Here is a 26,104-nt window from a genome sequence, read left to right on the forward strand (position 1 = left end):
CGGTTTCTGGTGACAAAACGTCGCTTTTCAGTTGAGAATCAAGCGCATGCTGCGGTGCGGTATCCCGGCATCGATGAATTCCTCACCGAAGGCCGTGAAGCCCAGGCGTTGATAGAATTCCAGAGCGTGGATCTGGGCATCGAGCAGTACCTCTGCGTGACCCGCCTGGCGAGCGGCATGAATGGCCGCCTCCATCAGGCGCAGACCAAGCCCCAGCCCCCGTGCCTGGGAGAGCACGGCGACGCGACCGACATGGCCATCCGGCAACAGGCGAGCGGTCCCGACGGCACGCCCTTCAAGGCGTGCCAGGAAATGGACGCACTGCTCGTCGCGGCCGTCCCATTCCTCGTCCTGCGGGACCTGCTGCTCTTCGATGAAGACCACGCGACGGATCTCGCTGGCCTCATCGGCGAGGGTCTGCCAGTCACCGCGTTCCAGACTGATCATGGCGTCACTCATGCGTCATCTTCCTCCTCGTCCTCTTCGTCCTGCAGGTCGCATTCCAGAATCAGACTGCCGCGATTGACCAGCGCCGTGAGCAGGCTGACCACGGCCTTGCGATCAAGGTCGGCCGTCGTGTAGTCAAGCAACACCGCCGTCAGGCGTTCGCTGGAGGCCAGCGCTTCCGCGAGCGCCGGGGTCGCGGGGACGCCATCGCCATCGACGAACAGGGTGCTGGTGTCATTCTCACCGTGACGGAAGGCGAAGCGCGAGCCCAGCGAGCGCACCAGTACGCCTTCATCTTCTAGATACTCGACCAGCTCATGCGTCTTGAGCGCCGGCTCACGGGCGGCGAGCTGCTCCAGATACTTGGGCTGGGTCATGTAGCGACCGAACCACTGGGCCAGCTGGGTCGGGTTGTCCAACGTGCTGAGCAACAGTTCGCGTACGCGCTCGAGCGAGGCGTCGTCCAGCTCGCCGGCATTGGCGACCGGTGCCATGCCCTGGTCACGGTAGCGCAGCGATTCCGGCAGGCTGGCGCCCAGGTAATCGGCATAGGAGGTGACGACTTCATCGGCGGAAGGGGCACGGAAGCCGACCGAGATGGTCATGCAGTCATCGGACTGGCTGACGCCGTGGTGGGCCAGACGCGGCGGCACGTAGAGCATGTCGCCCGGCTCCAGCACCCAATCCTCGCCCGGTGTGACCTCGAAGTGCTTGAGGATGCGCAGGTCGATGCCATCGATGATCTCGGCGTCATCACCGTGCATGCCGCCCAGCTGCCAGTGACGCTGGCCTTGCGCCTGGAGCAGGAAGACATCGTAGTTGTCCAGGTGCGGGCCGACGCTGCCGCCGGTGGGCGCGTAGCTGATCATGATGTCATCGAGGCGCCAGCGCGGCAGGAAGGTGAAGGGCTCGAAGAGGGCAGCGACGTCCGGGACGTAATGGTCCACTGCCTGCACCAGCAGGCTCCACTGGCTGTCGTCCTTGGCATCGAGGCGCGCAAAGGTGGCGTCATCGAAAGGCCCGTGGCTGACCTGCCAGGCCTTGTCGGGACCATGCTCTTCCACCAGGCGTGCCTCGATGCCGTCCTCGCAGGCCAGTCCCGCCAGTTCATCGGCTTCCAGCGGCGTCTCGAAATCCGCGAAGGCGCCGCGAATCAGCAGCGGCTTCTGCTGCCAGTAGTCGCGCAGGAATTCGCGGATGCTCAGGCCGCCCAACAGTGCCAGTGGCGTGTCGGTGTCGTGGGGGGCGGGGGATGTGCTCATGCAGAACCTCTCGAACGTGAGCCGCGGCCCTTGGTGGGCCTGCGTGTCTCGCGATGACGTCGGTGAAGCCGCTTCCGGTTGGCTGGCGGCAATGCGATCCATGCCGGCCCGCGTGGGGCGTGACATGTCGTGCGCACTGACGTGGATACGTCAGTGGTCGTGAATTCATGGTCGTGAATACATGGTCGTGCAACGAGCGCCGCATGCAGCGCGTCGCCTGATGCCTGCTGTCTGATGTGTAATACGTGATACGTGATACGTGATGCGTAATGCATGACGCCGGAGCAGAGGCCCCGGCGTCATCTGACATGCAGTGCGCAATGTCGCTTAGAGCGCCTTGGCCTGTGCAATGGCGTTGCCGATGTAGCTGGCCGGGCTCAGAGCCTTCAGCTCGGTCTTGACGTCTTCCGGCAGTTCCAGCGTCTCGATGAAGGCGGCGAAACCGGCCTGGTCGATGCGCTTGCCACGGGTCAGCTCCTTGAGCTTTTCGTAGGGCTTCTCGATGCCGTAACGACGCATGACGGTCTGGATCGGCTCGGCCAGCACTTCCCAGCTGTTGTCCAGATCCGCGTTCAGGCGTTCCGGGTTGGCTTCCAGCTTGCTGATGCCCTTCAGGGTCGCCTGGTAGGCGATCAGGCCCTGTGCCAGACCGGTACCGAGATTGCGCAGCACGGTGGAGTCGGTCAGGTCACGCTGCCAGCGGGAGATCGGCAGCTTCTGCGCCAGATGGCCCAGCACGGCGTTGGCGATGCCCAGATTGCCTTCGGAGTTCTCGAAGTCGATCGGGTTGACCTTGTGCGGCATGGTGGAAGAGCCGATCTCGCCGGCCACGGTGCGCTGCTTGAAGTAGCCCAGCGAGATGTAGCCCCAGACATCACGATCGAAGTCGATCAGGATGGTGTTGAAGCGGCAGACGGCATCGAACAGCTCGGCGATGTAGTCGTGCGGCTCGATCTGGGTGGTGTACGGATTGAAGGTCAGGCCGAGGCTCTCGACGAAGGTTTCGGCATTGGCCGCCCAGTCGATGGCCGGGTAGGTGGTCAGGTGGGCGTTGTAGTTGCCCACGGCACCGTTGATCTTGCCGAGCATCTCGATGCGTTCGATCTGCGCCAGCTGACGACGCAGACGCGCGGCGACGTTGGCCATTTCCTTGCCCAGGGTGGTCGGGCTGGCAGTCTGGCCGTGGGTACGCGACAGCATCGGCTGTTCGGCGTGCTGGTGAGCCAGTGCGACGATGGCCTCGGTCACTTCACGCATCTGCGGCAGCAGCACGTTGTCCAGACCGCCACGCAGCATCAGGGCGTGAGACAGGTTGTTGATGTCTTCACTGGTGCAGGCGAAGTGGATGAATTCGGTGACGGCGTTGAGCTCAGCGTTGCCCTCGACCTTCTCCTTCAGGAAGTATTCGACCGCCTTCACGTCGTGATTGGTGGTGCGCTCGATGTCCTTGATGCGCTGGGCATCCTCGACACTGAAGTCGCTGACGATGGCGTCCAGTACGGCGTTGGCTTCCTTCGAGAAAGCCGGCACTTCAGCGATCTCGGCGTGGGCGGCCAGGCGCTGCAGCCAGCGCACCTCGACGGTGACACGGGCACGGATCAGGCCGAATTCACTGAAGTGCTCGCGCAGGGCCTCGGTCTTGGCGCCATAACGGCCATCGACAGGAGACAGAGCGGTGAGGGCGGACAGCTGCATGATGAGAATCTTCCGATGGTGGCAGGACAGGACGTGCTGCCAGTTCAAGTGTCTCGGAACCCGCTTGACGGGTTCCAGCGTTGTTGAAGCGAATTCGGGGTGTGCGCGGTGTTGCCTGGCGGGCGTGCTGCCGGCCAGGCGAGCCGGCATCAGTCCAGCTGGCGCAGGGATTTCTTGAGCGCGGAGCGCTGGAAGATCAGCTTCCAGCGACGGCCGCCCTGCTGGTCCCACAGCAGCGCGAAGCGTACGCCGGCCAGCAGGGCGCAACGGATGCGCTCTGGCATCATGCGTTGCTGCAGCAGACCGGGATCGCCCTGCACCACGATCCGGTAACGGAAAGTGGAGAGGGTCTGCTGGTAGAGCTCGCCGAGGCTTGCGATCACGTTCTCGTGGGTCGGCCCGAAGTGCTCGGCCTGGCCCTGAATACGCGTCAGGCCTGCCCCCAGCTTGTCCAGCATGTCCGGGTCCTGCTTGAGCTTGCTCATCAGCATCACCAGCGAGAAGCCATAGCGCATCACCACGGGGGAGACCTGACGCCGATCCATCACCGCACTCACGGTGTCGATGCCCAGGCGCAGGCGGTTGTGATGCCCGCCGTAGATGGCCTCGAAGCTTTCCGGGTTGGTGTCCAGAGTGGCGTTGACCAGGGTTTCCCAGGCGCGCTCGTCGCACTGGCCGTGACGGGCGAGCTCATCGACCAGCGCGGCCGCCTGGAAGACGCCCGCCAGCGAAAGCGCCTGGCGGGTGGTGGTATCAGTGACGGGACGGATCGGCACGCTGGTCATTGCGCGGCAGACTCCTCGGGGCCAGAGAGCGGGGCGGCGGCCATGCTGCTGGCCGCTGCCGGAAGTTTCCAGGCGGCATCGATCACGCCGCCACCCAGACAGATGTCGCCGAGATAGAAGACGGCTGACTGACCGGGCGTGACGGCACGTTGTGGCTCATCGAAGCGTACCTCGACACGCTGGCCGTCATTGACGATCAAGGTCGCGGCCTGATCTTCCTGACGGTAGCGATTCTTGCAGCGGATACGCAGTTCGCCGTTGGCATCGGCCGCGGGCGGCTCGCCCGCCACCCAGTCGACGGACTCGGTGCTCAGGACCTGGGTGTAGAGCAGCTCGTGGTGCTTGCCCTGCACGGCGATCAGCACATTGCGCTCCAGATCCTTGGCACAGACGAACCAGGGAGCGTCCGGATGGTTGCGCAGTCCGCCGATGCCCAGGCCCTGGCGCTGGCCGAGGGTGTAGTACATCAGGCCCATGTGCTCGCCGATGACCTCGCCGTCAGGTGTCTCGATCTTGCCCGGCTGGGCCGGCAGGTACTGCTTGAGGAAGTCGGCGAAGCGTCGCTCACCGATGAAGCAGATACCGGTGGAATCCTTCTTGCGCGCGGTGACAAGCTCATGCCTTTCGGCGATGGCCCGCACTTCGTGCTTCTCCAGTTCTCCCACCGGGAACAGGGTACGCGCGATGGCGGACTCCGGCACGGCGTGCAGGAAGTAGCTCTGGTCCTTGTTGGTGTCCAGGCCCTTGAGCAGGCGCGCACGACCGTCACGCACGCCGCCACGCACGTAGTGGCCGGTGGCGATCAGCTCGGCACCCAGCATCTCGGCATACTCGAGGAAGACCTTGAACTTGATCTCCCGATTGCAAAGGATGTCGGGATTCGGCGTGCGACCGGCCTTGTACTCGGCCAGGAAGTGCTCGAAGACATTGTCCCAGTACTCCGCGGCGAAGTTGGCGGTATGCAGCTTGATGCCGAGCTTGTCGCACACGGCCTGGGCATCGGCCAGGTCTTCGATGGCGGTGCAGTATTCGCTGCCGTCATCTTCGTCCCAGTTCTTCATGAACAGGCCTTCGACCTGGTAGCCCTGCTCCATCAACAACAGGGCAGAGACAGAGGAGTCGACACCGCCGGACATGCCGACGATGACCTTGGTTCCGGTACCGGTTTCAGCGGTCATCAGTTCTCTCGTCACCCGCGTGGCCGCGAGTCGTCACAAACAGGGGAGGCGGCGGATACGTCATTCTGGCACCGCTTGATTGACCGCGATTATACCTGAAGGCGTGGGTGGGATTCACCCCGCCTGCAGCCTCTGACGCACGGCAGGCGCCTGAGCGGTCACGATGGCGCGTGTCAATCGTGGATGACGTCGAGCGGGAAGCGCTTGCCACGCAGGCTGTCGCGGATGCGGCGGGTCACCAGCGGGCTGCGCAGACGCCCCATGGCCTCCAGCTGCTCGATTTCCTCGAGAGTCAGCCAGTGGGTCCTGACGATGTCAGGGTCGAGTGGCGTGTTCAGGTGCTCCAGCGCCGCTGCCTCGAAGCCATGCGAGTGGAAATGGGTGCCATCCCCGGCAACGTGCACGTACAGGCCAAGATAGCCTGTCAGCAGGATACGCCAGGCCGTTTCCTCACGTACCTCGCGCTGCACGCCATCAATGATGCGCTCGTGGGGCTCGAGGTGGCCGGCCGGCTGGTTGAACAGCGTCGCGGGGCCGCCCTTGTCCTCTTCGACGATCAGGTAGCGCCCGGCGCGTTCCACGACACAGGCAACGGTGGCATTCGGGGTCCAGCGTGCAGCCATCAGGATTTTCTTCCTTTCTTGTGGGAGGGGGGGCGCGAGGAGGAGGGACGCGAAGATCCGCCGCTGCGTTTGCCTGCGGCTGCCTTGCCCGACGCTGGCTTGCCGTCGGCATGGTGGCCGGCCTGCCTGTCGGACTGTCGAGGCTTGCGCTTGTCGGCACCCCTGGTGCGCTGCTTCGGCCCCGAGCCGTTCTTGCGCTCCCCGGAGCCGCCGCCAGCGTTCCTGCCACGAGCGGGCGGGCGCGCCTGGCGTGGCGGCACGGGCATCTCGCCCTCCTCGCTGCGCCACTCGCCGGGTGCCAGGCCATCGAGCTTCCAGGGGCCGATGGCGGCTCGGACAAGGCGCAGTGTCGGCAGACCGACATGTGCGGTCATCCGGCGTACCTGTCGGTTGCGACCCTCGCTGATGATGATCTCGAGCCAGTGGGTGGGAATGCTGGCACGAAAGCGCACGGGAGGTTGCCTTTCTGGCAACGCCGGTGGGTCGATGAGCCTGACCTGGGCCGGTCGGGTCATGCCATCCTTGAGCTCCACGCCGGCTCTCAGCGCGGCGATGGCCTGCTCATCAGGGGCACCTTCCACCTGCACCCAGTAAGTCTTGGGTTGCTTCTTCTTCGGATGTGCGATCTGGTGGGAGAGCGCGCCATCACTGGTGAGCAGCAGCAATCCTTCCGAATCGTAATCGAGGCGTCCGGCGGCATAGACATCCGGCACGTCGATGAAGTCCGCGAGGGTCTGACGGCCCTGATCGCGGTCGGTGAACTGCGTCAGAACGCGGTAGGGCTTGTGTAGCAGATATATGAGAGACATGGTTTAGACTTTTGTCGCGGCTGCCGTATAAGCCTACTGTGAGAAGCGGCACGGGTGCTATACTCGCGCCTCCACTGAATCCATGACAGGGGAGTTATCAATGGGGTTCCAGAAGATTGTCGTCCCGGAAGGCGGTGCCAAGATCACCGCAAATTCCGACAATACCCTCAACGTTCCGAATAATCCGATCATCCCGTTCATCGAAGGCGATGGTATCGGTGTGGACGTGACTCCGGCCATGAAGATTGCCATCGACGCTGCTGTCGAAAAGGCCTATGGCGGTGAGCGCAAGATTCACTGGATGGAAGTCTACGCCGGTGAAAAAGCCACTCACGTCTATGACGCTGACACCTGGCTGCCGGAAGAGACTCTCGAGGCTGTCAAGGATTACGTCGTTTCCATCAAGGGTCCGCTGACCACTCCGGTGGGCGGTGGTATTCGCTCCCTGAACGTCGCGCTGCGTCAGAAGCTTGACCTGTACACCTGCCTGCGCCCGGTGCGCTGGTTCACGGGTGTGCCGAGTCCGGTCAAGAAGCCGGCCGACGTCGACATGGTCATCTTCCGCGAAAACTCCGAAGACATCTACGCAGGTGTCGAATGGAAAGCGGGAACGCCGGAAGCCGACAAGGTCATCAAGTTCCTGCGCGAAGAGATGGGTGTCACCAACATCCGCTTCCCGCAGAACTGCGGTATCGGCGTCAAGCCGGTGTCCGAAGAAGGTACCAAGCGTCTGGTCCGTCAGGCTGTCCAGTACACCATCGACAACGACCGTGAGTCGCTGACCCTGGTGCACAAGGGCAACATCATGAAGTTCACCGAAGGTGCCTTCAAGGACTGGGGCTACGAAATCGTCAAGGACGAGTTCGGCGGCGAGCTGCTGGATGGCGGCCCGTGGATGACCTTCAAGAACCCGAACAACGGCAAGGACATCGTGGTCAAGGACGTCATCGCTGACGCCATGCTCCAGCAGATCCTGCTGCGTCCGGCGGAATACGATGTCATCGCTACCCTGAACCTGAACGGTGACTACCTGTCCGACGCTCTGGCGGCGGAAGTGGGTGGTATCGGTATCGCGCCGGGTGCCAACCTGTCCGACACCGTCGCCATGTTCGAAGCGACTCACGGTACTGCACCGAAGTACGCCGGTCAGGACAAGGTCAACCCGGGCTCCGTCATCCTCTCCGCCGAGATGATGCTGCGTCACATGGGTTGGGTCGAAGCCGCGGATCTCGTGCTGAAAGGCGTCGAGAAGGCCATCGCCAAGGGCGAAGTCACCTATGACTTCCATCGCCTGATGGACGATGCCAAGCTGCTCAAGTGCTCCGAGTTCGGTCAGGCTGTCGCTGACAACATGGATGCCTGAGATCCGACACTTGTCTGACAGGGACTGACGTTCCGTTTCAGGCAGTGCAGGGTTTTCAGAAGAAGGCCCCCGGACGTGTCCGGGGGCCTTCTTGCGTCTTGAGATGTCGTTTCGTCTTCCAGGAGACGACATTCCGGCGCGCTTTGCGCCCGCTCGCGAGCACACTTGAGCGCAGGGCGCTTGCATCATGCGCGACATGCCCTCATCTTTTCCTTATCCCATCAACGTCAATGCCCGGCGATGGAAGTGGCCTTCCGTCGTGGCGCGTTGAGGCAATCAGCTTCGCCACTGCTTGTGTTCACCGGATCAGCCCCTTATGTTCAAGACAGACACATCGTGCAGCAGCTTCTCTTTCTCGCAGCTGTTGCGGATCAGGAATCAGGCTCCCTCGGCACAGGAGCCGTCGCACCAGGAGGATCAGGATGGCGATCTGGCGTTCGCTACCGCTGAGCCCGAACTGGCGCCACCGCCCATGTACAAGGTCGTTCTGCACAATGATGACTTCACGCCGATGGATTTCGTCGTGGAGGTGCTGACCACCTTCTTCAACAAGGATCAGGAGCAGGCAGTACAGATCATGCTCGCTGTCCATCATCAGGGAAAAGGAACCTGTGGCATCTTCAGCCGCGACATCGCGGAAACGAAATGCCACCAAGTGAATCAATATGCTCGAGAGTGCCAGCATCCGCTGCTGTGCGACATCGACCGGGCGGAGTGATCCGTCCAAGACGCGGCCTAGAGGGGACTTGCCATGTTGAGCAAAGAACTTGAACTGACCCTGAACACGGCCTTCACCGTGGCACGTTCCAAGCGCCACGAATTCATGACCGTGGAACACCTCCTGCTGGCACTGCTCGACAATGCCTCCGCTTCGGACGTCTTGCGCGCCTGTGGCGCCAATCTGGACAAGTTGCGAGTCGACCTTCAGGACTTCATCAACTCCACCACCCCGCTGATCCCGGAAGAGCAGGAAGACCGCGAGACGCAGCCGACGCTGGGCTTCCAGCGCGTGCTTCAGCGTGCTGTCTTCCATGTCCAATCCTCCGGCAAGAGTGAAGTGACCGGCGCCAACGTGCTGGTGGCCATCTTCTCCGAGCAGGAAAGCCAGGCGGTCTACTTCCTCAAGCAGCAGAATGTCGCGCGGGTCGATGCGGTCAACTACATCGCCCACGGCATTTCCAAGGTGGCGGGTCACACCCAGGCGCCTCAGGCGTCGGTCGAGAGCGAGGAAGGCGAGGAGAGCAGCGGCGAGAGCGGCAACAGCCCGCTGACCAACTACGCCACCAACCTCAACGACCAGGCACGTCTGGGCAAGATCGATCCGCTGATCGGCCGTGATGAAGAACTCGAGCGCGTGGTGCAGATTCTGGTGCGCCGTCGCAAGAACAACCCGCTGCTGGTCGGCGAGGCCGGTGTCGGCAAGACCGCCATCGCGGAAGGTCTCGCCAAGCGAATCGTCGAGGAAGACGTCCCGGAAGTCATCAAGGAAGCCGTCGTCTACTCGCTGGATCTCGGCGCGCTGCTGGCGGGTACCAAGTACCGCGGTGATTTCGAGAAGCGCCTCAAGGCTCTGCTGGCGGAGCTGCGCAAGGAACCGAACTCGATCCTGTTCATCGACGAGATCCACACCGTCATCGGGGCGGGGGCGGCGTCCGGTGGCGTGATGGATGCCTCCAATCTGCTCAAGCCACTGCTGTCTTCCGGTGAGCTGCGCTGTATCGGTTCCACCACCTTCCAGGAATTCCGCGGCATCTTCGAGAAGGACCGTGCGCTGGCACGTCGCTTCCAGAAGGTCGATGTCATGGAGCCGTCGGTGGACGACACCATTCGCATCCTCAAGGGGCTGCGAGGTCGCTTCGAGGAACACCATGCCCTCAAGTACACCGATGCGGCGCTCGAGACGGCGGTGCGACTGGCGGATCGCTACATCAACGATCGTCAGCTGCCCGACAAGGCCATCGATGTGATCGATGAAGCCGGTGCTCACCAGCGTCTGCTGCCCGAGAGCATCCGTGTCGATACCATCGATACCGAGCAGGTCGAGGCGATCGTGGCGTCCATCGCCCGCATTCCGCCGAAGACGGTCTCCAGCTCCGACAAGAAGCTGCTGTCCAATCTCGAGCGTGATCTCAAGATGCTGGTGTTCGGTCAGGACGATGCCATCACCGGCCTTTCGGCAGCCATCAAGCTGTCGCGTGCCGGACTCAAGGCGCCGGACAAGCCGGTGGGCAGCTTCTTGTTCGCTGGGCCGACAGGTGTCGGCAAGACCGAGGTCGCGCGTCAGCTGGCAGCGTTGATGGGGATCGAGCTGGTGCGCTTCGACATGTCCGAGTACATGGAGCGTCACACTGTCTCGCGCCTGATCGGGGCACCGCCGGGCTATGTCGGTTATGACCAGGGCGGGCTTCTGACCGAAGCCATCACCAAGCAGCCGCATTGTGTGCTGTTGCTGGATGAGATCGAGAAGGCACACCCGGAAGTCTTCAACCTGCTGCTGCAGGTGATGGACCACGGCCGCCTGACCGACAACAACGGTCGCGAAGCGGACTTCCGCAACGTCATCCTGGTGATGACCTCCAATGCAGGGGCCGAGCAGGTGGCGCGTCGCTCCATCGGCTTCAAGCATCAGGATCACTCCACCGATGCGATGGAAGTCATTCGCAAGACCTTCTCGCCGGAATTCCGCAACCGTCTGGATGGCATCATCCAGTTCGGCGCGCTGGATCTCGCCGTGGTGCGCAATGTGGTCGACAAGTTCCTGGTCGAACTGCAGGCACAGCTTGACGAGAAACGCGTGCAGCTGGACGTGGCGGATGAAGCGCGAGACCTGCTGGCGACTCTGGGCTATGACCCGGCGATGGGGGCTCGTCCGATGGCGCGCGTCATTCAGGAGAAGCTCAAGAAGCCGTTGGCCGAGATGATCCTGTTCGGTGATCTGTCGGAGTCCGGTGGTATCGTGCATGTCACGGTCGATAACGGCGAACTGCACCTGGAGACCGAGGCTGAAATGGCCTGAGGGTCGCCGCGTCTCGTGATGTATTGATGCCCCGCAGCATCATCACAATGAACGGTCAGTGCTCAGGCACTGGCCGTTTTCTTTTGCCCGCAAGAGCGCATTTGCGCAGTGATTCCGCTCCGCCGAGGATCAAATGCCGACAGCAGGGTCCATGGCGGAAAGGACGGCCGATGGTGCAGCCAAGACAGAGGCAAGAGAAGCAAGAGAAGCAAGAGGGCAAGGGAGCGTGAGCCAGGTGCGTGAACAAGGAGTATCTGCAGCCAGCCAGCAAGGTGCCAGTCAGCAAGGAAGAAGAGGGGGTGAGGACGGATTACGCAGAAGGGGAAAGGTGAAAGGCGCCCACGCCAAGGCCTCTGCCGCAAGGGCAGCGTGTCATGGCAGGGGCGGGGGCATGGATGAGCCGCTTGTCCTCATGGGATGGGAGCGAAGGCCAGACGGGCGTTCGGGCTCAGTACGCATCCACGGGGCAAAGCGGCATCATCGGAATACTCTGGCGCGCACCATCGAGACGCGCCTTCAATGTCACGAGGAGTCGTGTCACGAAGGGCTGGTGGTGCGCTGTTCCGGGTCCGAGCGGGGGGATCAGGCAGGAAAGGCTTCCATGTCTGAAATGCCAGGACGGCCGGTTCAGCCAGCCGGTGTCACAGGGAGCATTGGCAAGTGGGGTGAGGGCAGATCTTGATTTGCCATGCCCCCGCAGCCTGATGCTCGATGTCGAGTGACCGGCAAGGCAGTCAGACCGTGCTCAGCGCGAACGGTAGACGATACGGCCCTTGGACAGGTCGTAGGGAGTCAGCTCAACCTTGACCTTGTCACCGGTCAGGATGCGGATGTAGTTCTTGCGCATCTTGCCGGAGATGTGTGCGGTCACGATGTGGCCGTTTTCCAGTTCTACACGGAAAGTGGTGTTCGGAAGGGTGTCGACGATGACGCCTTCCATTTCAATATGATCTTCACGCGCCATATAGGCTGATCCTCATCTGATACAGGGAGTAATGCGGTGGGTTCCGAGCCATCCGCGCACAGAAAAGTGCCGGATTCGGGACTTCGATAGGCGATATTGTGCCGCAAGGGCGGCAGCAAGGCAAAGTCGAAGCGAGATTGTACGCTCCTTGAGCGCTCGTGGGCAGGCCGCAGGAGCGATAAAATCGTATCCAGTGCCACCGACAGGTTCCGCCGGCGGTAGGGGCTGCCCCTGTCCACTCTCGAGCTTCCCTTTCGAATCCCCTCTCGAGAACCCGCTGCACCGAGGTTGGGCAGCGGCACTGCCATGAGGTTCCCCATCCTTTCAGGAGCGGGAAGGCGAAGGCGGGCCCTAGGCGTCGCGCTGCAGGCTGTCACCAGTCTTGATGAGGCTCAGGGGGAGGTGAGTATCATGGAAGCTGAAGGGGATCCGACGACGCCAATGGCTGCCATCCAGGTATTCCAACGGTTGGAAATGCTGCTTGTAGTTCATCTTGCGGCAATCCCGTATCCAGTAGCCCAGATAAAGATGCGCCAGAGCCTCCCGGCGCGCCTGCTCTATCTGCCACAGTACGGCGTAGGTGCCGAGGGAGCGCGACTGGAAGGCTTCATCGGGGTCGTAGAAGGTGTAGATGGCGGACAGCCCATGGCTCATGCGATCCATGGCCGCGACCGCCACCAGTCTGCCATCGAGCCGGAAGCTGATCAGGCGTGCATATTCATCGCGTGACGTCAGAAAGGTACGGTATTGCTCGTGGCTTGGCGGGAACATGTCGCCATCGGCGTGACGGCTACGGATATAGTGCGCATACAGACGATAGTGTTCGGGATCGAACAGTGCCGGGCCTTCCTCGATGGTGAGATCGGCATTGCGCTTGAGCAATTTCTTCTGGGTACGGTTGGGCGTGAAGTCGGCGATGGGGACTCGTACCGAGATGCAGGCGCGGCAATCGCCGCAGTGCGGTCGATAGAGGTGTGAGCCGCTGCGACGAAAGCCGAGCAGAGCCAGAGCATCATAGACGCCTGAGTTGGGCGCTTCCTGTGGGTCGAGGAACAGCGTGGTCGCCTGGCGTCCTTCCAGGTAGCTGCAGGCATGGGGCACGGTCAGGAAGAAGCGCAGATCGCGTTGCGGTTGTTTGGGGGTATTGCTGCTCACCTTCGCTTCATCTCCCTCACTGCATCAGTGTGGACGCCGGCAGCCCATCGTCGGTGATGACCTGCGCCAGGATGGCGGTATCGTTCCAAGGACCTGATGACCTTCACCTTGCGATATGGCTCACAGGTCTTGATTGCCGTGTTTCAAGGGCTCGGTTGTCAGTGACCACTTGCCCTCATGCCCTTCGCCAGTGGCATACTGGTCAAGATAGCTGATGAATTCGCTGCGAGCGATGCTGCAAGCCCCAAGGCTCTCCAGGTGCGGGGTGTGCATCTGGCAATCGATCAGCGGAAAGCCGCGTGCTTCAAGTTCACGGCACAACACGACCAGTGCCATCTTCGAGGCATCCGTGGTGCGAGAGAACATGGACTCACCGAAGAAGACCCGGCCACAGGCCACGCCATACAGGCCGCCTACCAGGCTGTCACCCTGCCAGACCTCGACGCTGTGGGCGTGACCCATGGCATGCAGAGCGATGTAGGCCTGCTGCATTTCTGGCAATATCCATGTGCCGGCCTGCCCCTCACGGGAAATGCTGGCACAGGCATCGATGACGCCGGTAAAGTCGCGGTCGATGCTGAAGTGGAACCCGCCATTGCGCAGGCGTTTGGCCAGACTGCGACGTACGCGCACCTCCTCGGGTCTCAGCACCATGCGCGGGTCTGGCGACCACCACAGTATCGGGTCACCCGGGCTGAACCAGGGAAAGATCCCGCGAGGGTAGGCCGCCAGCAACCACTCGGGGCTGAGGTCGCCGCCCGCGCACAGCAGGCCATCGGGGTCGCTCAGCGCTTCGCTGGCATGCGGGAAGCGTACGGGGGCAGGAGGAAGCCAGGGCAGCATGGGCAGTCTCTTGTTGGATCGTGAACAGCTCAGTGCAATGCGCTCGTGACACCTGGATGTCATGGGCAGACGTGAATCGGCAATTGTGACGTCACTGCCATCGGATGGTTATGATAACCGGCTGAAGGTACATGGAAAATCGCCCACAAGGTGCAAGGGGGATGGCGACTTGACTGCCAAGAGTGCCAGAAAGACAAGTCGGGATCAGGCGAAGCCGGAGACCCGCAGCCGCCGCGCGGCAGCAACACCGAGAAAGCGTGCCCGCCAGAAGGCGGATGCGCCAGGCTTCTTCGCTCGTCTGCGGGGCGCTTCAGCGGCCAGCAAGCCCGCGCCCCGCAAGACGCCCAGAGTCTCGGGCAAGCCCGCGAAGAAGGACACGAGCAGGAATGAACCGCGCGAGATGAGCGCGGCGGCCCTGCGCCGTGAAGAGCGCCAGGCTGAACGCGAGGAGCGCAAGGCCATCCGTGCCGAACGACGCGCGGAAGCCCAGGCTCGCCCGCCTTCACGACTGACGACCACCTTGCAGGGTGTCAGCCGTGAAGGCGTGGTCATCCTCATGCTCAGCCTGTGCGTCTTCATGCTGCTGGCGTTGTTCAGCTACGCGCCGACGGACCCCGGCTGGTCCTACAGCGGTCCTGAGTCGACGACGAGCAACTGGATGGGCAGCATCGGTGCCTGGTTGTCCGACGTCCTGTATTCCCTGTTCGGTGGCAGCGCCCTGTGGTGGCCTGCCATGCTCGGTTTCGGTGCCTGGCGTCTGATGCGTCAACCCAGCACCGAGCTGGTGTGGGACCCGACCACCATCGCGGTGCGTGCCGGCGGGCTCTTCCTGTTGATCATGGCGACTTGCGTGATCGGCGATATCCAGTTCTACAGCCCTGACAGCCAGCTGACCAATGGTGCCGGCGGTATTCTCGGCAAGGGCATCGCAGGAGCGCTCACGCCCTTGATCGGCATGGGCGGCACCGTGCTGGCGTCGCTTGCCAGCTTCCTGTGTGGTTTCACGCTGTTTACCGGCATGTCGTGGCTGACGGTCATGGACGAGCTGGGCAATGGCTGCATGCGCCTTGGCGTCTGGCTGAAGGAGCGACTCAATAGTCGTCGTGATGATGAATACGATGACGAGGCGACCTATGCCGAGGAAGCGCTGACTCACGACGAGAACGATGCCGACAACGAGCCGGAGCGTGATGATGAGCGACTGAGCTGGTGGCAGCGTCTGTTGCCGCGCCGTCGAGACGAGCGTGTCGAGTGGGAAGAAGACAGTGACGAGATACTGCTTGGCGCAGCGCAGGCTGACGACACTCTGGCGGCTGAGCCACGTGGCAAGCGTCGGGTGGAACCCTCGCTTGGCGGTGACGACGATTTCGCCAATGATCGCAGCACGGATATCCCCTGGCAGACAGCCGAGACCACGCCTTCCGCCAAGGTACCGGGGGCTGCCTACACCGAACGCATGACGGTGCAGAGTGCCACGGTCAACATCGAGGGCGTCGAGCTTGCCAGCGCCGTGCAGGCGGCCGTGGCGTCCCAGGCTGCCGCGGCCCCCAGAACGGCAGCCTCGCTCGAGAGCGCCGCAGACTCACGCGCCGATGTGACCCGCTCGCGCCTGCCGGATGCTTCTGCCATCGAAGCCGAGCGTCAGCGTCACGCCTCGGCGACTCGTGACACCGAGGCGTCGACGTCCGGCAGCACGCCGCCAGTCGATAGCTCGGTGAGCGAAACCGCACCGGTGACAGATTCCCGGCCAGCGAAGGAGTGGGACGCTGCGTCTGCCTTCGCACCTGCAGCGCGTCAGGACACTCGCCAGGCAGAGTCGACCTCCCGCGAAGCTGACAAGGCGCCGCAGAGCCAGGCAGACCGTGAGACTGAGGCGGCCCGCGAAGCAGAAGCGGCACGTGAGGCCGAGGCAGCGCGTGAAGCAAAAGCGGCCCGTGAAGCCAAGGCAGTCCGTGAAGCAGAAGCGGCACGTCAGGCCCAGCATGAGGCCGAGACCTCCCGTCAGGCCGCCGCGCAGGAAGCCGAACGCGCTCACAAGGCAGCCAATCCGGCGCTTCAGCCGCCTGAGCCGCGTGATGAAGAGGATGCACCGCTACCGAGAGAGTCCTCCCTGGCAGGCGCTGCGGTCGGTGCCGGGGTGATGGCTGCCGGTGTGGCAGCAGCGGCCTCGCGCAAGGCCGTCGTCTCCTGGGATGATGCCTTCGAGGCTCCCACCGGCAAATCCACCGATGCCACGCCCACCGCATCGGGTCCGGCAACTGCTGGTGCGAGCGGTGCTGGTGGCGTCCCGACGTCAACTTCGGCTCCGACACCGACACCGGCAGAACCGACGGAGCCGGCGCCACGTGCGTCAGAGCCTGAGCAGGTTTCCCGAGAGCCAGCTTCTCGAGAGCTGGCCGCTCGTGAGTCGGCCGCCCCGTTGCAGCCGGCAGAGCCGCAGGTGCCGGAAGACGAGATCGAGCCGCAGCAGGCCCCCGCCAACGCGACGCCTGAGCGTCCGAGCTGGGCCTATGACGGCGATGAGTCCGGCATGGTGCCGGGCGCCGGGCGACTGGCCACGGCGGAAGATGCGCAGGAAGCGGTACGGGATCCCTCCGGGCCGACTCTCTGGACCGTGGAGCACCTGCAGAGTCAGCGTCACGAAGGCTCGGATCACGAAGAGGCACCGGAGGGCGATCTGCCACAGCTGAGCCTGCTGACGCCCCCGGATGAGCAGAAGCCCAACTACAGCGAAGAAGAACTCGACCAGATGGCCGAGCTGCTGGTGGTGCGTCTGCGCGAGTACGGGGTGAAGGCCGAGGTGGCGGATGTGTGGCCGGGGCCGGTCATCACGCGCTTCGAGATCCAGCCGGCGCCGGGGGTCAAGGCCTCCAAGATCTCCAACCTGTCGACTGACCTGGCGCGCTCACTGCTGGTCAAGAGCGTGCGGGTGGTGGAGGTGATTCCGGGCCGTCCCACGGTCGGCATCGAGATCCCCAACCCCAACCGCGCCATGATCCGTCTGCGCGAAGTGTTCGATTCCGATGCCTACCAGCTGGCGGAATCTCCGGTGACATTGGCACTGGGTCAGGACATCGGTGGCGCACCTGTCGTGGCCAACCTCGGCAAGATGCCGCACCTGCTGGTCGCCGGTACCACCGGCTCGGGCAAGTCGGTCGGCATCAACTCGATGCTGATCTCGATGCTGCTCAAGGCCACGCCAGATGAAGTGCGCATGATCATGGTCGACCCCAAGATGCTGGAGCTGTCGGTCTATGACGGCATCCCGCACCTGCTGGCACCGGTGGTGACGGACATGAAGGAGGCCGCCAATGCCCTGCGCTGGTGTGTCGCCGAGATGGAGCGTCGCTACAAGCTGATGGCCGCCATGGGGGTGCGTAACCTGGCCGGCTTCAATGCCAAGATCGATGAAGCCGAGGCGCATGGCGCCCAGATCGCTGACCCGCTGTGGGAGCCGCAGCCCTGGGAGATGCACCAGCATCCGCCGGTGCTCGCCAAGCTGCCCTACATCGTGGTGGTGATCGACGAGTTTGCCGACATGTTCATGATCGTCGGCAAGAAGGTCGAGGAGCTGATCGCACGTCTGGCCCAGAAGGCGCGTGCCGCGGGGATTCACCTGATTCTGGCCACTCAGCGCCCATCAGTGGACGTGGTGACCGGCTTGATCAAGGCCAACATCCCGACGCGCATGGCCTTCCAGGTCTCTTCCAAGATCGACTCGCGCACCATTCTCGACCAGGGCGGTGCGGAAGATCTGCTGGGCCATGGTGACATGCTCTATCTGCCGGCCGGTGCCGGCATGCCGACGCGTGTCCACGGCGCCTTCGTCGATGATGACGAGGTGCACCGGGTGGTGGATGACTGGAAGCGTCGCGGCACGCCGGAGTATATCGAGGAGATCCTCACCGGCGGCGTGCAGGCGGATGCGCTGGCCGGGCTTGAGGCCGAAGGCGAGGACGGCGATGCCGAGCAGGATGCACTCTACGATGAAGCGGTCGCCTATGTGGTCGAGTCGCGCCGTGCTTCCATCTCCGCCGTGCAGCGGCGCTTCAAGATCGGCTACAACCGTGCCGCGCGGCTGGTCGAGGCCATGGAAATGGCCGGTGTCGTCTCCGCGATGGGCACCAACGGCTCGCGGGAAGTGCTCGCCCCCAACCATAGCGGCTAGGGCAGCCAAGCGTTTGAGTTGAAACATGAAAGACACGAAGGGGAGCTTTTGGCTCCCCTTCGTGTCAAAGACGTCAGATCACCTGTCAGACTCGCGGCGAGACTGGCAGGCCACAACCCGAATCGCTGACATGAGGTGGATATCGCGCGTCGAGGCCTCAGGCCGCAGCCATGTCCGTCTCATTGCAAGGAGTGTCATGAATACACCGTCACGTTCTTTCGTTTCCTCATTGACCACCCGTCTGGCCAAGGGGCTGGGCGCCGCCTTGATGCTGGGCATGGCCAGCCTGCCGGCCCACGCCGATGACTCCGCCGGAGAGCGTCTTTCTCGCCTGCTGGAGCCCCTCAAGACCTATACCGCCGACTTCGATCAGCAGATTCTCGATGCCTCGGGCCAGCGTCTGCAGGAAGCCCACGGCAAGATGTGGCTGTCACGCCCAGGCAAGTTCCGCTGGAGCGTCGACGCGCCATACCGCCAGGAGGTGGTCTCCGACGGCAAGGAAGTCTATCTGCATGACCCGGATCTGGAGCAGGTCACCGTGCAGCCACTGGATGAGCGCGTGACCCACACGCCGGCACTGCTGCTGTCCGGGCGTTCCAGCGAATTGACCGCCAACTACGATGTCGAGCGCCAGCAGCAGGGGGCCCGCGAGACCTTCACGCTGACGCCCAAGCAGGCCGACACCCTGTTTGAAAGCCTCAAGCTGACCTTCGACGGCGAGCAGCTCGACATGCTGCAGATGGCCGATTCCACCGGCCAGCGTACGGCCATCGATTTCCATGATGTCCAGTACAACCCGAGTCTGGAGGCCAGTCGCTTCGTGTTCCAGATTCCTGAAGGTGCGGATGTCATTCGCGAGCAGTGATCCGCGAGCAGTGACATGATGATCAGACGACAACGCCCGGGCCAGATGGCCCGGGCGTTGTCGTTTCTGGCGCTCACGACTGGGCGTCAGGCGTGTTCCGGTCGGCGTGGTCATCCAGCTCGCGGCGCCAGCGCTCTATCTCGGCAAAGCGCTTCTCGCCGCCATACTGGGTCGGGCGGTAGAACTGCTGTACCGGCAGTTCCTCGGGCCAGGCGTTGTGCGCCGTGCCGGCGGGATAGCCGTTGGGCTCGTTGTGGGCATAGCGATAGCCTTCGCCCATGCCCAGCTCCTTCATCAGGGTCGTCGGCGCATTGCGCAGATAGACCGGCACCCCGAAATGCGGCTGCTGGCGCACGAAGGCTCTGGCCTCCTTCCACGCCGTGTCGATGGCGTTGCTCTTGGGGGCGATGGCCAGGTGGATCGCCGCATGCGCGATGGCACGTTGGCCCTCGTAGTCGCCCAGACGCAGATAGGCGTCCCAGGCCGCGATGGTCAGCGGCAGGGCACGCGGGTCGGCGTTGCCCACATCCTCGGAGGCAATCGCCGCCAGCCGACGCACCACATCCAGCGGATCCCCACCGCCATCCATGAAGCGCGCCATGTACAGAAGCGCCGCGTCGGGGCGTGAGGAGCGTACCGACTTGTGGATCGCCGACAGCAGGTCGTAATAGTCATCGCCCTGCTTGTCGAAGCTTGAGGCCTGATGGCCCAGCACGGCCTCCAGCGAGCTGTCCTCGAGTATCTCGCGCGTTCCCCCCTGGGCATCTGGCTCACGGCGCACGAAGTCGCAGGCGGTTTCCAGAAGGCCCAGGGCACGACGCGCGTCTCCCGAGGCTGCTCGCGCAATCCGGGTCAGCGTCTCGCGGCTGGCATCGATCTGACGCGTACCGAGGCCATTGACCTCATCGCGCAAGGCACGGGTCAGCACCTCGATCAGATCCTCCTCGTCCAGTGCCTTGAGCACATAGACCCGCGCCCGCGACAGCAGTGCCGAGTTGACCTCGAAGGACGGGTTCTCGGTGGTCGCGCCGATCAGCGTCAGCAGACCCGACTCCACATGCGGCAGCAGGGCGTCCTGCTGACTCTTGTTGAGGCGGTGGATCTCATCGAGAAACATCACCGTCTGGCGCTCGCTGGCCTGATGGTGGCGCGCTCGCTCCACCACCTCGCGGATGTCCTTCACGCCCGCCATCACCGCCGACAGCTGTTCAAGGTGTGCATCACAGCCGTGGGCCAGTATCTCGGCCAGCGTCGTCTTGCCGACGCCCGGCGGCCCCCACAGGATCATCGAGCGCACCACGCCGGATTCCACCATCTGGCGCAGCGGCATGTCAGGCCCGACCAGCGCCGCCTGGCCGATGTAATCTTCCAGCGAGCGCGGTCGCATGCGGTAGGCCAATGGCGCATGGGAATTCGAGGCGGTATCGGCAAAGAGATCCATCGGCGAGTCAGGCTCCGGCAGGCGTGGGCGGGGAATGCGCTCATCATGGCCGATCCCGCAAGCCTGTACAAATCAGCAGGGCTGGCGCGGCCTGCCAACGGCATCAGGCCATCCGTGACTTCTTCACGGACTGTCATGTTTTCCTGACAGCATGCCTCGCGCATTCAGGCAATCCCGCCCAACGTCTAACGGGCGCTCATGGGATGTGTCCTACACTTCAGGATGACGACATTGCTACATTCGGTAGCAATGCCCGAGGCGGCAGCGCTGTCTGCCAGCATCGGCCACCTGTTCCGTCAGGAGGAGGAAGTCATGCCCAATGTGACTCAGCTGCGCCAGGACCACGCCAACATGGCGCGTCTATTGCACGTGCTCTCGCATCGCCACAGGACACTGGTCAGTGGCGAACGCCCGGACTTTCGCATGATGCGGGAAGTGGTGGATTACATTCTCGATTACATGCAGGGCTTCATCATTCCGCTGGAGCGTCAATGCACGCAGATGTTGTGCGAGCGCTCCGAGGATGCCTCACCCCTGTGTCAGCGGCTCATCCAGCAGTATCACACTCTGCACGGCCGTCTCTCCAAGCTGTCCGACAATCTCGACAGCATCCTGATGGATCAGATCATACCGATGGATCAGTTCATCCATGATCTGCGCGACTATGTCGAAGCGCATCGTGACTACCTGCGTGCCGAGCGTACCGAGCTGTTTCCGCTGATGCGGGACAATCTCAGTGATGAGGAATGGCAGCAGCTGACCGACGCCATCCCGCATGCCCGTGCAGAGCTTGAGCGTCTGCAGGAAGCCTATCCGGAACTCTACGCCGAGCTGACCGAAAGTGAGGTCGTGACCGCCTGATCCCCTGTACATGAAGGCCCTGTCGTCTCGTGAAGGTGAGGTCGCGCTCCAGAGCACTGCGCCGGAGCGCGCCCCCGTCTGACAGAAAAAAACCGCCATTTCGCCCGCCACAACAGAAAGAACGCCAAGCCTCTGGCGGGCATTCCCGAAAGTCTCCTCCCGTCACATCCCCCACACTGAAGTCACTGAAACGCGTCCTTCGCAGGCCTCGGGCTGCGCGAAGGACACTGCCCATGCAGTGCTCAGTGATGTGCATCCTTGCCGATATCCACAAGGGGCAGATCGTCTGAGTGTCCAGATGACGGCCCTTCGGCCGGGGAGAGCGCCATGAGTGTCCAGACCCTAACCCGTCAGTGGGCCAGCGCCAGCGATGGCATGGCACTGGAAGACCCGCGACTGTTTCGTCAGCTTGCCTACGTGAACGGCTGCTGGGTGCATGGTGAGGCAGGCCGTGAGGAAGCGGTCTTCGACCCCGCCACCGGCGAGCGCCTCGGTCAGGTGCCGTGGCTCGAGTCCACGCAGATCGATGCTGCCATTGCCGCGGCCGATGAGGCCCAGCGGGAATGGCGCAAGCTGCGGGCGGACCAGCGCGGCGAGCTGCTGGATGCCTGGTATGACCTCATCCGCGCCCACAAGCAGGATCTCGCCATGCTGATGACCCGTGAGCAGGGCAAGTCACTGGACGATGCCCGTGGCGAGGTGGAATACGGCGCAAGCTTCGTTCACTGGTTCGCCGAGGAGGGCAGCCGTGCCTTCGGCGAGACCATCCCCAGTCATATCCCGAATGCCGCGCTGGGCACCGTGCGTGAACCCATCGGCGTGGCCGCGCTGATCACGCCGTGGAACTTCCCGCTGGCGATGATCACCCGCAAGGCCGCCGCCGCGCTGGCGGCCGGCTGCACGGTGCTGGTCAAGCCCGCCGGCGAGACCCCGTTCTCGGCGCTGGCGCTGGCGGAGCTTGCCGAGCGTGCCGGGATTCCCGCCGGTGTCTTCAGTGTCATTACCGGCGAGGCCGCGGAAGTCTCGAAGCAGCTGTGTGATGACCCGCGTGTCGCCGGGCTCTCGTTCACCGGCTCCACCCGAGTGGGGCGTCTGCTGCTTTCCCAGTGCGCCGACAGCGTCAAGCGCGTCTCGCTGGAGCTGGGCGGCAATGCGCCCTTCATCGTCGGGCCGGACATGGACCCCGAGGAGGCGGCGCGTGCCGCCGTCGATGCCAAGTTCCAGACCTCCGGTCAGGACTGTCTCGCCGCCAATCGCATCCTGGTGCACGACAGCCTGTATGAGGATTTCCTGAGCCACTTCGTGCGCCTCATGAAGCAGCTCAAGGTCGGCAATGGGCTGGTCTCGGGTATCGACATGGGGCCGCTGATCCACCGTGACGCCGTGGCCAAGGCGCAGACCATCGTCGATGACGCCGTCGAGCAGGGCGCGCGGCTGATCCACGGCGATCAGAGCATGGCTCCCGGCCCCAACTTCTTCATGCCGGTGCTGCTGGCGGATGTCACGCCGAGCATGCGCGCCTGGCGCGAGGAGACCTTCTCGCCGGTGGCCGGCGTGACGGCCTGGCACGATGAGGAAGAGGTGATCGCGATGGCCAACGACACCGAATACGGCCTGGCCGCCTACGTCTACACCCACGACATTCGCCGCGTCTGGCAGCTGATGCGCGGCCTGCGCTTCGGCATGGTCTCGGTCAACTCGGTGAAGATGACCGGTGCGCCGATTCCCTTCGGCGGCGTCAAGCAATCCGGTCTCGGGCGCGAAGGGGGTCGCCAGGGGCTGGAGGAATATCTGGATATCAAGTACTACTGCCTGGGTGGGATGGAAAGCGCCTCCGGGAGTTGAGACGGGCATCATTCATTGTCACGGGCGGTCAGGGCCACGGCGCGATCGCCCCTTGTGGACCATTCGGAGAGTCACATGAGCACCGATAACACCCAACGCCAGTCTGTCGGCTTCGATGACAGCATCAGCACCGACGAGCTGATTCGCCGTGACCGCAAGGTCACCTTCCATGCCTCCACCCACCTGCGTGATTTCGCCCAGGGCGATCTGCCGGGCCGCGTGATCACCGGCGGCGAAGGCATCCGCATCCGTGAGCGCGACGGGCGTGAGCTGATCGACGGCTTCGCCGGCCTCTACTGCGTCAACATCGGTTACGGGCGCACGGAAGTCGCCGATGCCATTCACGAGCAGGCCCTCAAGCTCAGCTATTACCACACCTATGTCGGCCACTCGAACGAGCCGCAGATCGCGCTGTCCGAGAAGATTCTCGAACTGGCCGGGCCTGACATGTCCAAGGTCTACTACGGCATGTCCGGCAGCGATGCCAACGAGACCCAGCTCAAGCTGGTGCGTTACTACCACAACGTGATCGGCAAGCCGGAGAAGAAGAAGGTCATCTCGCGCTGGCGCGGCTATCACGGCTCCGGCATCGCCTCAGGCTCTCTGACCGGCCTGGCGGCCTTCCATGATCACTTCGATCTGCCGATCGCCGGCATCCTGCATACCGAAGCGCCGGACTACTACCGTCGTCCCGCGGAATGCGCCGAGATGAGCGAGCGTGAATTCTCCGCCTGGTGTGCCGACAAGCTCGAGGCGATGATCCAGGCCGAAGGGCCGGAGACCGTCGGCGCCTTCATCGGCGAGCCGGTGCTGGGCACCGGCGGCATCGTGCCACCGCCGGAGGGCTACTGGGACGCCATCCAGGCCGTGCTCAAGCGCCACGACATCCTGTTGATCTGTGACGAGGTGGTGTGCGGCTTCGGGCGCATCGGCAGCCAGTTCGGCTACCAGCACTTCGGCATCAAGCCGGACCTGGTCACCATCGCCAAGGGCCTGACCAGCGCCTATCAGCCGCTGTCCGGGGTCATCGTCGGCGACCGCGTGTGGAAGGTGCTGGAGCAGGGCACCGGGGAATTCGGCCCCATCGGCCACGGCTGGACCTACTCCGGCCACGCGCTGGGCGCAGCGGCAGGTGTCGCCAACCTGGAGATCATCCGTCGTGAGGGGCTGGTGGACAACGCCCGCGATACCGGCGCCTATCTGCAGAAGGCCATGAAGGCAGCCTTCGCCGATCACCCCATCGTCGGCGACGTGCGTGGCATCGGCCTGCTGGCGGCGCTGGAGTTCTCACCGCAGCCGTCAGAGCGCAAGGCGTTCGATTCCGCACTCAAGGTCGGCCCGCGCATCTCGGCGGCGGCACTCGAGGAAGGGCTGATCGCCCGCGGCATGCCCCAGGGCGACATCCTCGGCTTCGCACCGCCGCTGGTGATCACCCCCGAGGAGATCGATGACATCATCGCCCGCGCGCGCCGCGCCGTGGACAAGGTGCATCAGGAGCTTCTCGACAACGGTGATCTGGCCTCTGGTGACAAGTAGGCATGGTATTGACCCTACCCCCGCTCAAGCATCCACGGGAAACGCCGCTGGCGCTGGCTGATATCCATGCCGCGCGCCAGCGGCTGTTTCATTCATCGACGGCCACCGGTGTCGAGCGTACGGCGCTGGTGCCATCCCCGGCACTGTCACGACGCTTCGATGCCGAGATCCTGCTCAAGCTGGAAACCCGTCAGCCCACCGGCGCCTTCAAGCTGCGTGGTGCCAGCAACCTGCTGGCGGCCGTGGCCGAGCAGTCGTCGGGGGATGCCGTGACGCGCCTGGCGCGCGGCGTGACCACTGCCTCCACCGGCAATCACGGTCGGGCGCTGGCCTATGCCGCGATGCGCCGTGGCCTGAAGGCCATCATCTGTCTCTCCGAGCAGGTACCCGCCAACAAGGTACGGGCCATCGAGGCGCTGGGCGAACTGGGCGGTGCCTCCGGCGGCAGCGTCGAGGTACGCCGTGTCGGCCGCAGTCAGGACGAGGCCTTTCGGGAAGTCCATCGGCTGGTCGAGGAGGAGGGCATGCTGGCGGTGCCGCCCTTCGATGACCCGCTCATCGCGGCCGGTCAGGGCACCATCGGGCTGGAGCTGCTGGAGGATTGCCCGTCGCTTGATCATGTGCTGATCGGGCTCTCCGGCGGTGGACTGCTCGGCGGTATCGGGGCGGCGCTCAAGGCGATTCGCCCCGAGACCCAGGTGCATGGCATCAGCCTCACCGAGGGCGCCGCCATGTGGCACAGCCTGCAGGCGGGCGCCCCGGTGGAGGTGGAGGAGGTCGCAAGCCTCGCCGATTCACTGGGCGGCGGCATTGGCCTGGACAACCACACCACGCTGCCGCTGGTGCATCGCGTGATGGATCACCACCATCAGGTCAGCGAGCGCGCCATCGCCCGCGCCATGCTGATGCTGCTGGAGGAAGAGAAGCTTCTGGTGGAGGGCGCTGCGGTGGTCGGGCTTGCCGCACTCGAGGCCTCGCGGCGAGGCGAGACCGACCCCGCGCTCGCCGAGTCGATCCGTGGCCAGCGCGTCGCGCTGATCATCAGCGGCAACGGCGTCAGCCTGGAAACGCTCGATCAGGCCAGAGCGCTGCTGGCAGACGCTCAGGGGCAAGGCCAGAACGCCTGAAGACACCAGAACGCCTGAAGACACCAGAACGCCTGAAGACACCAGAACGCCTGAAGACACCAGAACGCCTGAAGACACCAGAACGCCTGAAGACAACAGAGCGCTCGATGACACCCGAACC

The 26,104-nt window shown here is 63.7% G+C and carries 19 protein-coding genes and 1 pseudogene; 9 read left to right on the plus strand and 11 right to left on the minus strand.

The annotated features are described in order from the left end of the window. Window positions 1-27: 27 nt before the first annotated feature. The 7 genes and pseudogenes from BFX80_RS03710 to BFX80_RS03740 all read right to left on the minus strand — a co-directional run. The gene (locus BFX80_RS03710; protein WP_077375356.1) at window positions 28-459 is read right to left on the minus strand and encodes a GNAT family N-acetyltransferase; all 432 of its coding nucleotides are present in this window, start codon (window positions 457-459) and stop codon (window positions 28-30) included. Next, window positions 456-1,709 (minus strand): cupin domain-containing protein, encoded by a 1,254-nt coding sequence (locus tag BFX80_RS03715; RefSeq protein ID WP_084207975.1) that lies wholly within the window; start codon window positions 1,707-1,709, stop codon window positions 456-458. The genes BFX80_RS03710 and BFX80_RS03715 overlap by 4 nt, the downstream gene beginning before the upstream one ends. 327 nt (window positions 1,710-2,036) lie before the next feature. Continuing rightward, window positions 2,037-3,404: an adenylosuccinate lyase gene (purB, locus tag BFX80_RS03720; protein WP_077375351.1), complete on the minus strand. Its 1,368-nt coding sequence runs from the start codon at window positions 3,402-3,404 to the stop codon at window positions 2,037-2,039. Between the two features lie 149 nt (window positions 3,405-3,553). Beyond that, complete coding sequence (hflD, locus tag BFX80_RS03725) at window positions 3,554-4,189, minus strand: high frequency lysogenization protein HflD (RefSeq protein ID WP_077375348.1); 636 nt, start codon at window positions 4,187-4,189, stop codon at window positions 3,554-3,556. Continuing rightward, on the minus strand, window positions 4,186-5,367 hold the full coding sequence (mnmA, locus tag BFX80_RS03730) for a tRNA 2-thiouridine(34) synthase MnmA (protein ID WP_077375345.1): 1,182 nt from the start codon (window positions 5,365-5,367) through the stop codon (window positions 4,186-4,188). Before mnmA ends, hflD begins: the two co-directional genes overlap by 4 nt. Window positions 5,368-5,540: 173 nt before the next feature. Then, window positions 5,541-5,990, minus strand: a complete 450-nt coding sequence (locus BFX80_RS03735) for an NUDIX domain-containing protein (RefSeq protein WP_084207976.1) — start codon at window positions 5,988-5,990, stop codon at window positions 5,541-5,543. Between the two features lie 227 nt (window positions 5,991-6,217). Continuing rightward, window positions 6,218-6,799, minus strand: a pseudogene (locus tag BFX80_RS03740) (pseudouridine synthase); the annotation flags it as partial. A gap of 100 nt (window positions 6,800-6,899) precedes the next feature. Between BFX80_RS03740 and icd the strand changes: the two are divergent. From icd to clpA, 3 genes are all read left to right on the plus strand, one after another. Further along, window positions 6,900-8,162: an NADP-dependent isocitrate dehydrogenase gene (gene icd / locus BFX80_RS03745; RefSeq protein ID WP_065392420.1), complete on the plus strand. Its 1,263-nt coding sequence runs from the start codon at window positions 6,900-6,902 to the stop codon at window positions 8,160-8,162. Between the two features lie 316 nt (window positions 8,163-8,478). Beyond that, window positions 8,479-8,880: an ATP-dependent Clp protease adapter ClpS gene (gene clpS / locus BFX80_RS03750; RefSeq protein ID WP_077375336.1), complete on the plus strand. Its 402-nt coding sequence runs from the start codon at window positions 8,479-8,481 to the stop codon at window positions 8,878-8,880. A 33-nt stretch (window positions 8,881-8,913) separates the two neighbouring features. Further along, on the plus strand, window positions 8,914-11,178 hold the full coding sequence (clpA, locus tag BFX80_RS03755; protein ID WP_084207978.1) for an ATP-dependent Clp protease ATP-binding subunit ClpA: 2,265 nt from the start codon (window positions 8,914-8,916) through the stop codon (window positions 11,176-11,178). Window positions 11,179-11,923: 745 nt separating this feature from the next. Here the strand turns inward: clpA and infA are convergent. From infA to aat, 3 genes are all read right to left on the minus strand, one after another. Beyond that, entirely contained in the window at window positions 11,924-12,142 is a 219-nt protein-coding gene (infA, locus tag BFX80_RS03760; protein ID WP_024953359.1) for a translation initiation factor IF-1, read from the minus strand. A 351-nt stretch (window positions 12,143-12,493) separates the two neighbouring features. After that, window positions 12,494-13,297: an arginyltransferase gene (locus BFX80_RS03765; protein ID WP_084207979.1), complete on the minus strand. Its 804-nt coding sequence runs from the start codon at window positions 13,295-13,297 to the stop codon at window positions 12,494-12,496. A 120-nt stretch (window positions 13,298-13,417) separates the two neighbouring features. After that, window positions 13,418-14,140: a leucyl/phenylalanyl-tRNA--protein transferase gene (gene aat / locus BFX80_RS03770; protein WP_077375328.1), complete on the minus strand. Its 723-nt coding sequence runs from the start codon at window positions 14,138-14,140 to the stop codon at window positions 13,418-13,420. 400 nt (window positions 14,141-14,540) lie between these two features. Here aat and BFX80_RS03775 point away from each other — a divergent pair, with 400 nt between their 5' ends. Both BFX80_RS03775 and lolA read left to right on the plus strand, forming a co-directional pair. Further along, window positions 14,541-18,308: a DNA translocase FtsK gene (locus BFX80_RS03775; RefSeq protein ID WP_167592967.1), complete on the plus strand. Its 3,768-nt coding sequence runs from the start codon at window positions 14,541-14,543 to the stop codon at window positions 18,306-18,308. A 196-nt stretch (window positions 18,309-18,504) separates the two neighbouring features. Further along, window positions 18,505-19,173, plus strand: coding sequence for an outer membrane lipoprotein chaperone LolA (gene lolA / locus BFX80_RS03780; RefSeq protein ID WP_084207981.1), 669 nt, complete (start codon window positions 18,505-18,507; stop codon window positions 19,171-19,173). Window positions 19,174-19,246: 73 nt separating this feature from the next. Here the strand turns inward: lolA and BFX80_RS03785 are convergent, their stop codons facing one another. Continuing rightward, entirely contained in the window at window positions 19,247-20,614 is a 1,368-nt protein-coding gene (locus BFX80_RS03785; RefSeq protein ID WP_084207982.1) for a replication-associated recombination protein A, read from the minus strand. A gap of 312 nt (window positions 20,615-20,926) precedes the next feature. Between BFX80_RS03785 and BFX80_RS03790 the strand changes: the two genes are divergently transcribed. The 4 genes from BFX80_RS03790 (at window position 20,927) to BFX80_RS03805 (ending at window position 25,983) form a co-directional block, all read left to right on the plus strand. Further along, a complete protein-coding gene (locus BFX80_RS03790) occupies window positions 20,927-21,475 on the plus strand; it encodes a hemerythrin domain-containing protein (RefSeq protein WP_077375707.1) in 549 nt (182 codons plus the stop codon). A gap of 327 nt (window positions 21,476-21,802) precedes the next feature. Next, complete coding sequence (locus BFX80_RS03795) at window positions 21,803-23,320, plus strand: NAD-dependent succinate-semialdehyde dehydrogenase (RefSeq protein ID WP_373996122.1); 1,518 nt, start codon at window positions 21,803-21,805, stop codon at window positions 23,318-23,320. A 75-nt stretch (window positions 23,321-23,395) separates the two neighbouring features. Next, a complete protein-coding gene (locus BFX80_RS03800) occupies window positions 23,396-24,856 on the plus strand; it encodes an aminotransferase (protein ID WP_084207983.1) in 1,461 nt (486 codons plus the stop codon). Between the two features lie 2 nt (window positions 24,857-24,858). After that, window positions 24,859-25,983 carry a pyridoxal-phosphate dependent enzyme gene (locus BFX80_RS03805; RefSeq protein WP_084207984.1) on the plus strand — a complete coding sequence of 375 codons (1,125 nt, stop codon included), beginning with the start codon at window positions 24,859-24,861 and terminating at the stop codon, window positions 25,981-25,983. The last annotated feature ends 121 nt before the right edge of the window (window positions 25,984-26,104 follow it).

Origin of the sequence: Cobetia marina, from assembly GCF_001720485.1 — a bacterium.
Classification (GTDB): Bacteria; Pseudomonadota; Gammaproteobacteria; order Pseudomonadales; family Halomonadaceae; genus Cobetia; species Cobetia marina.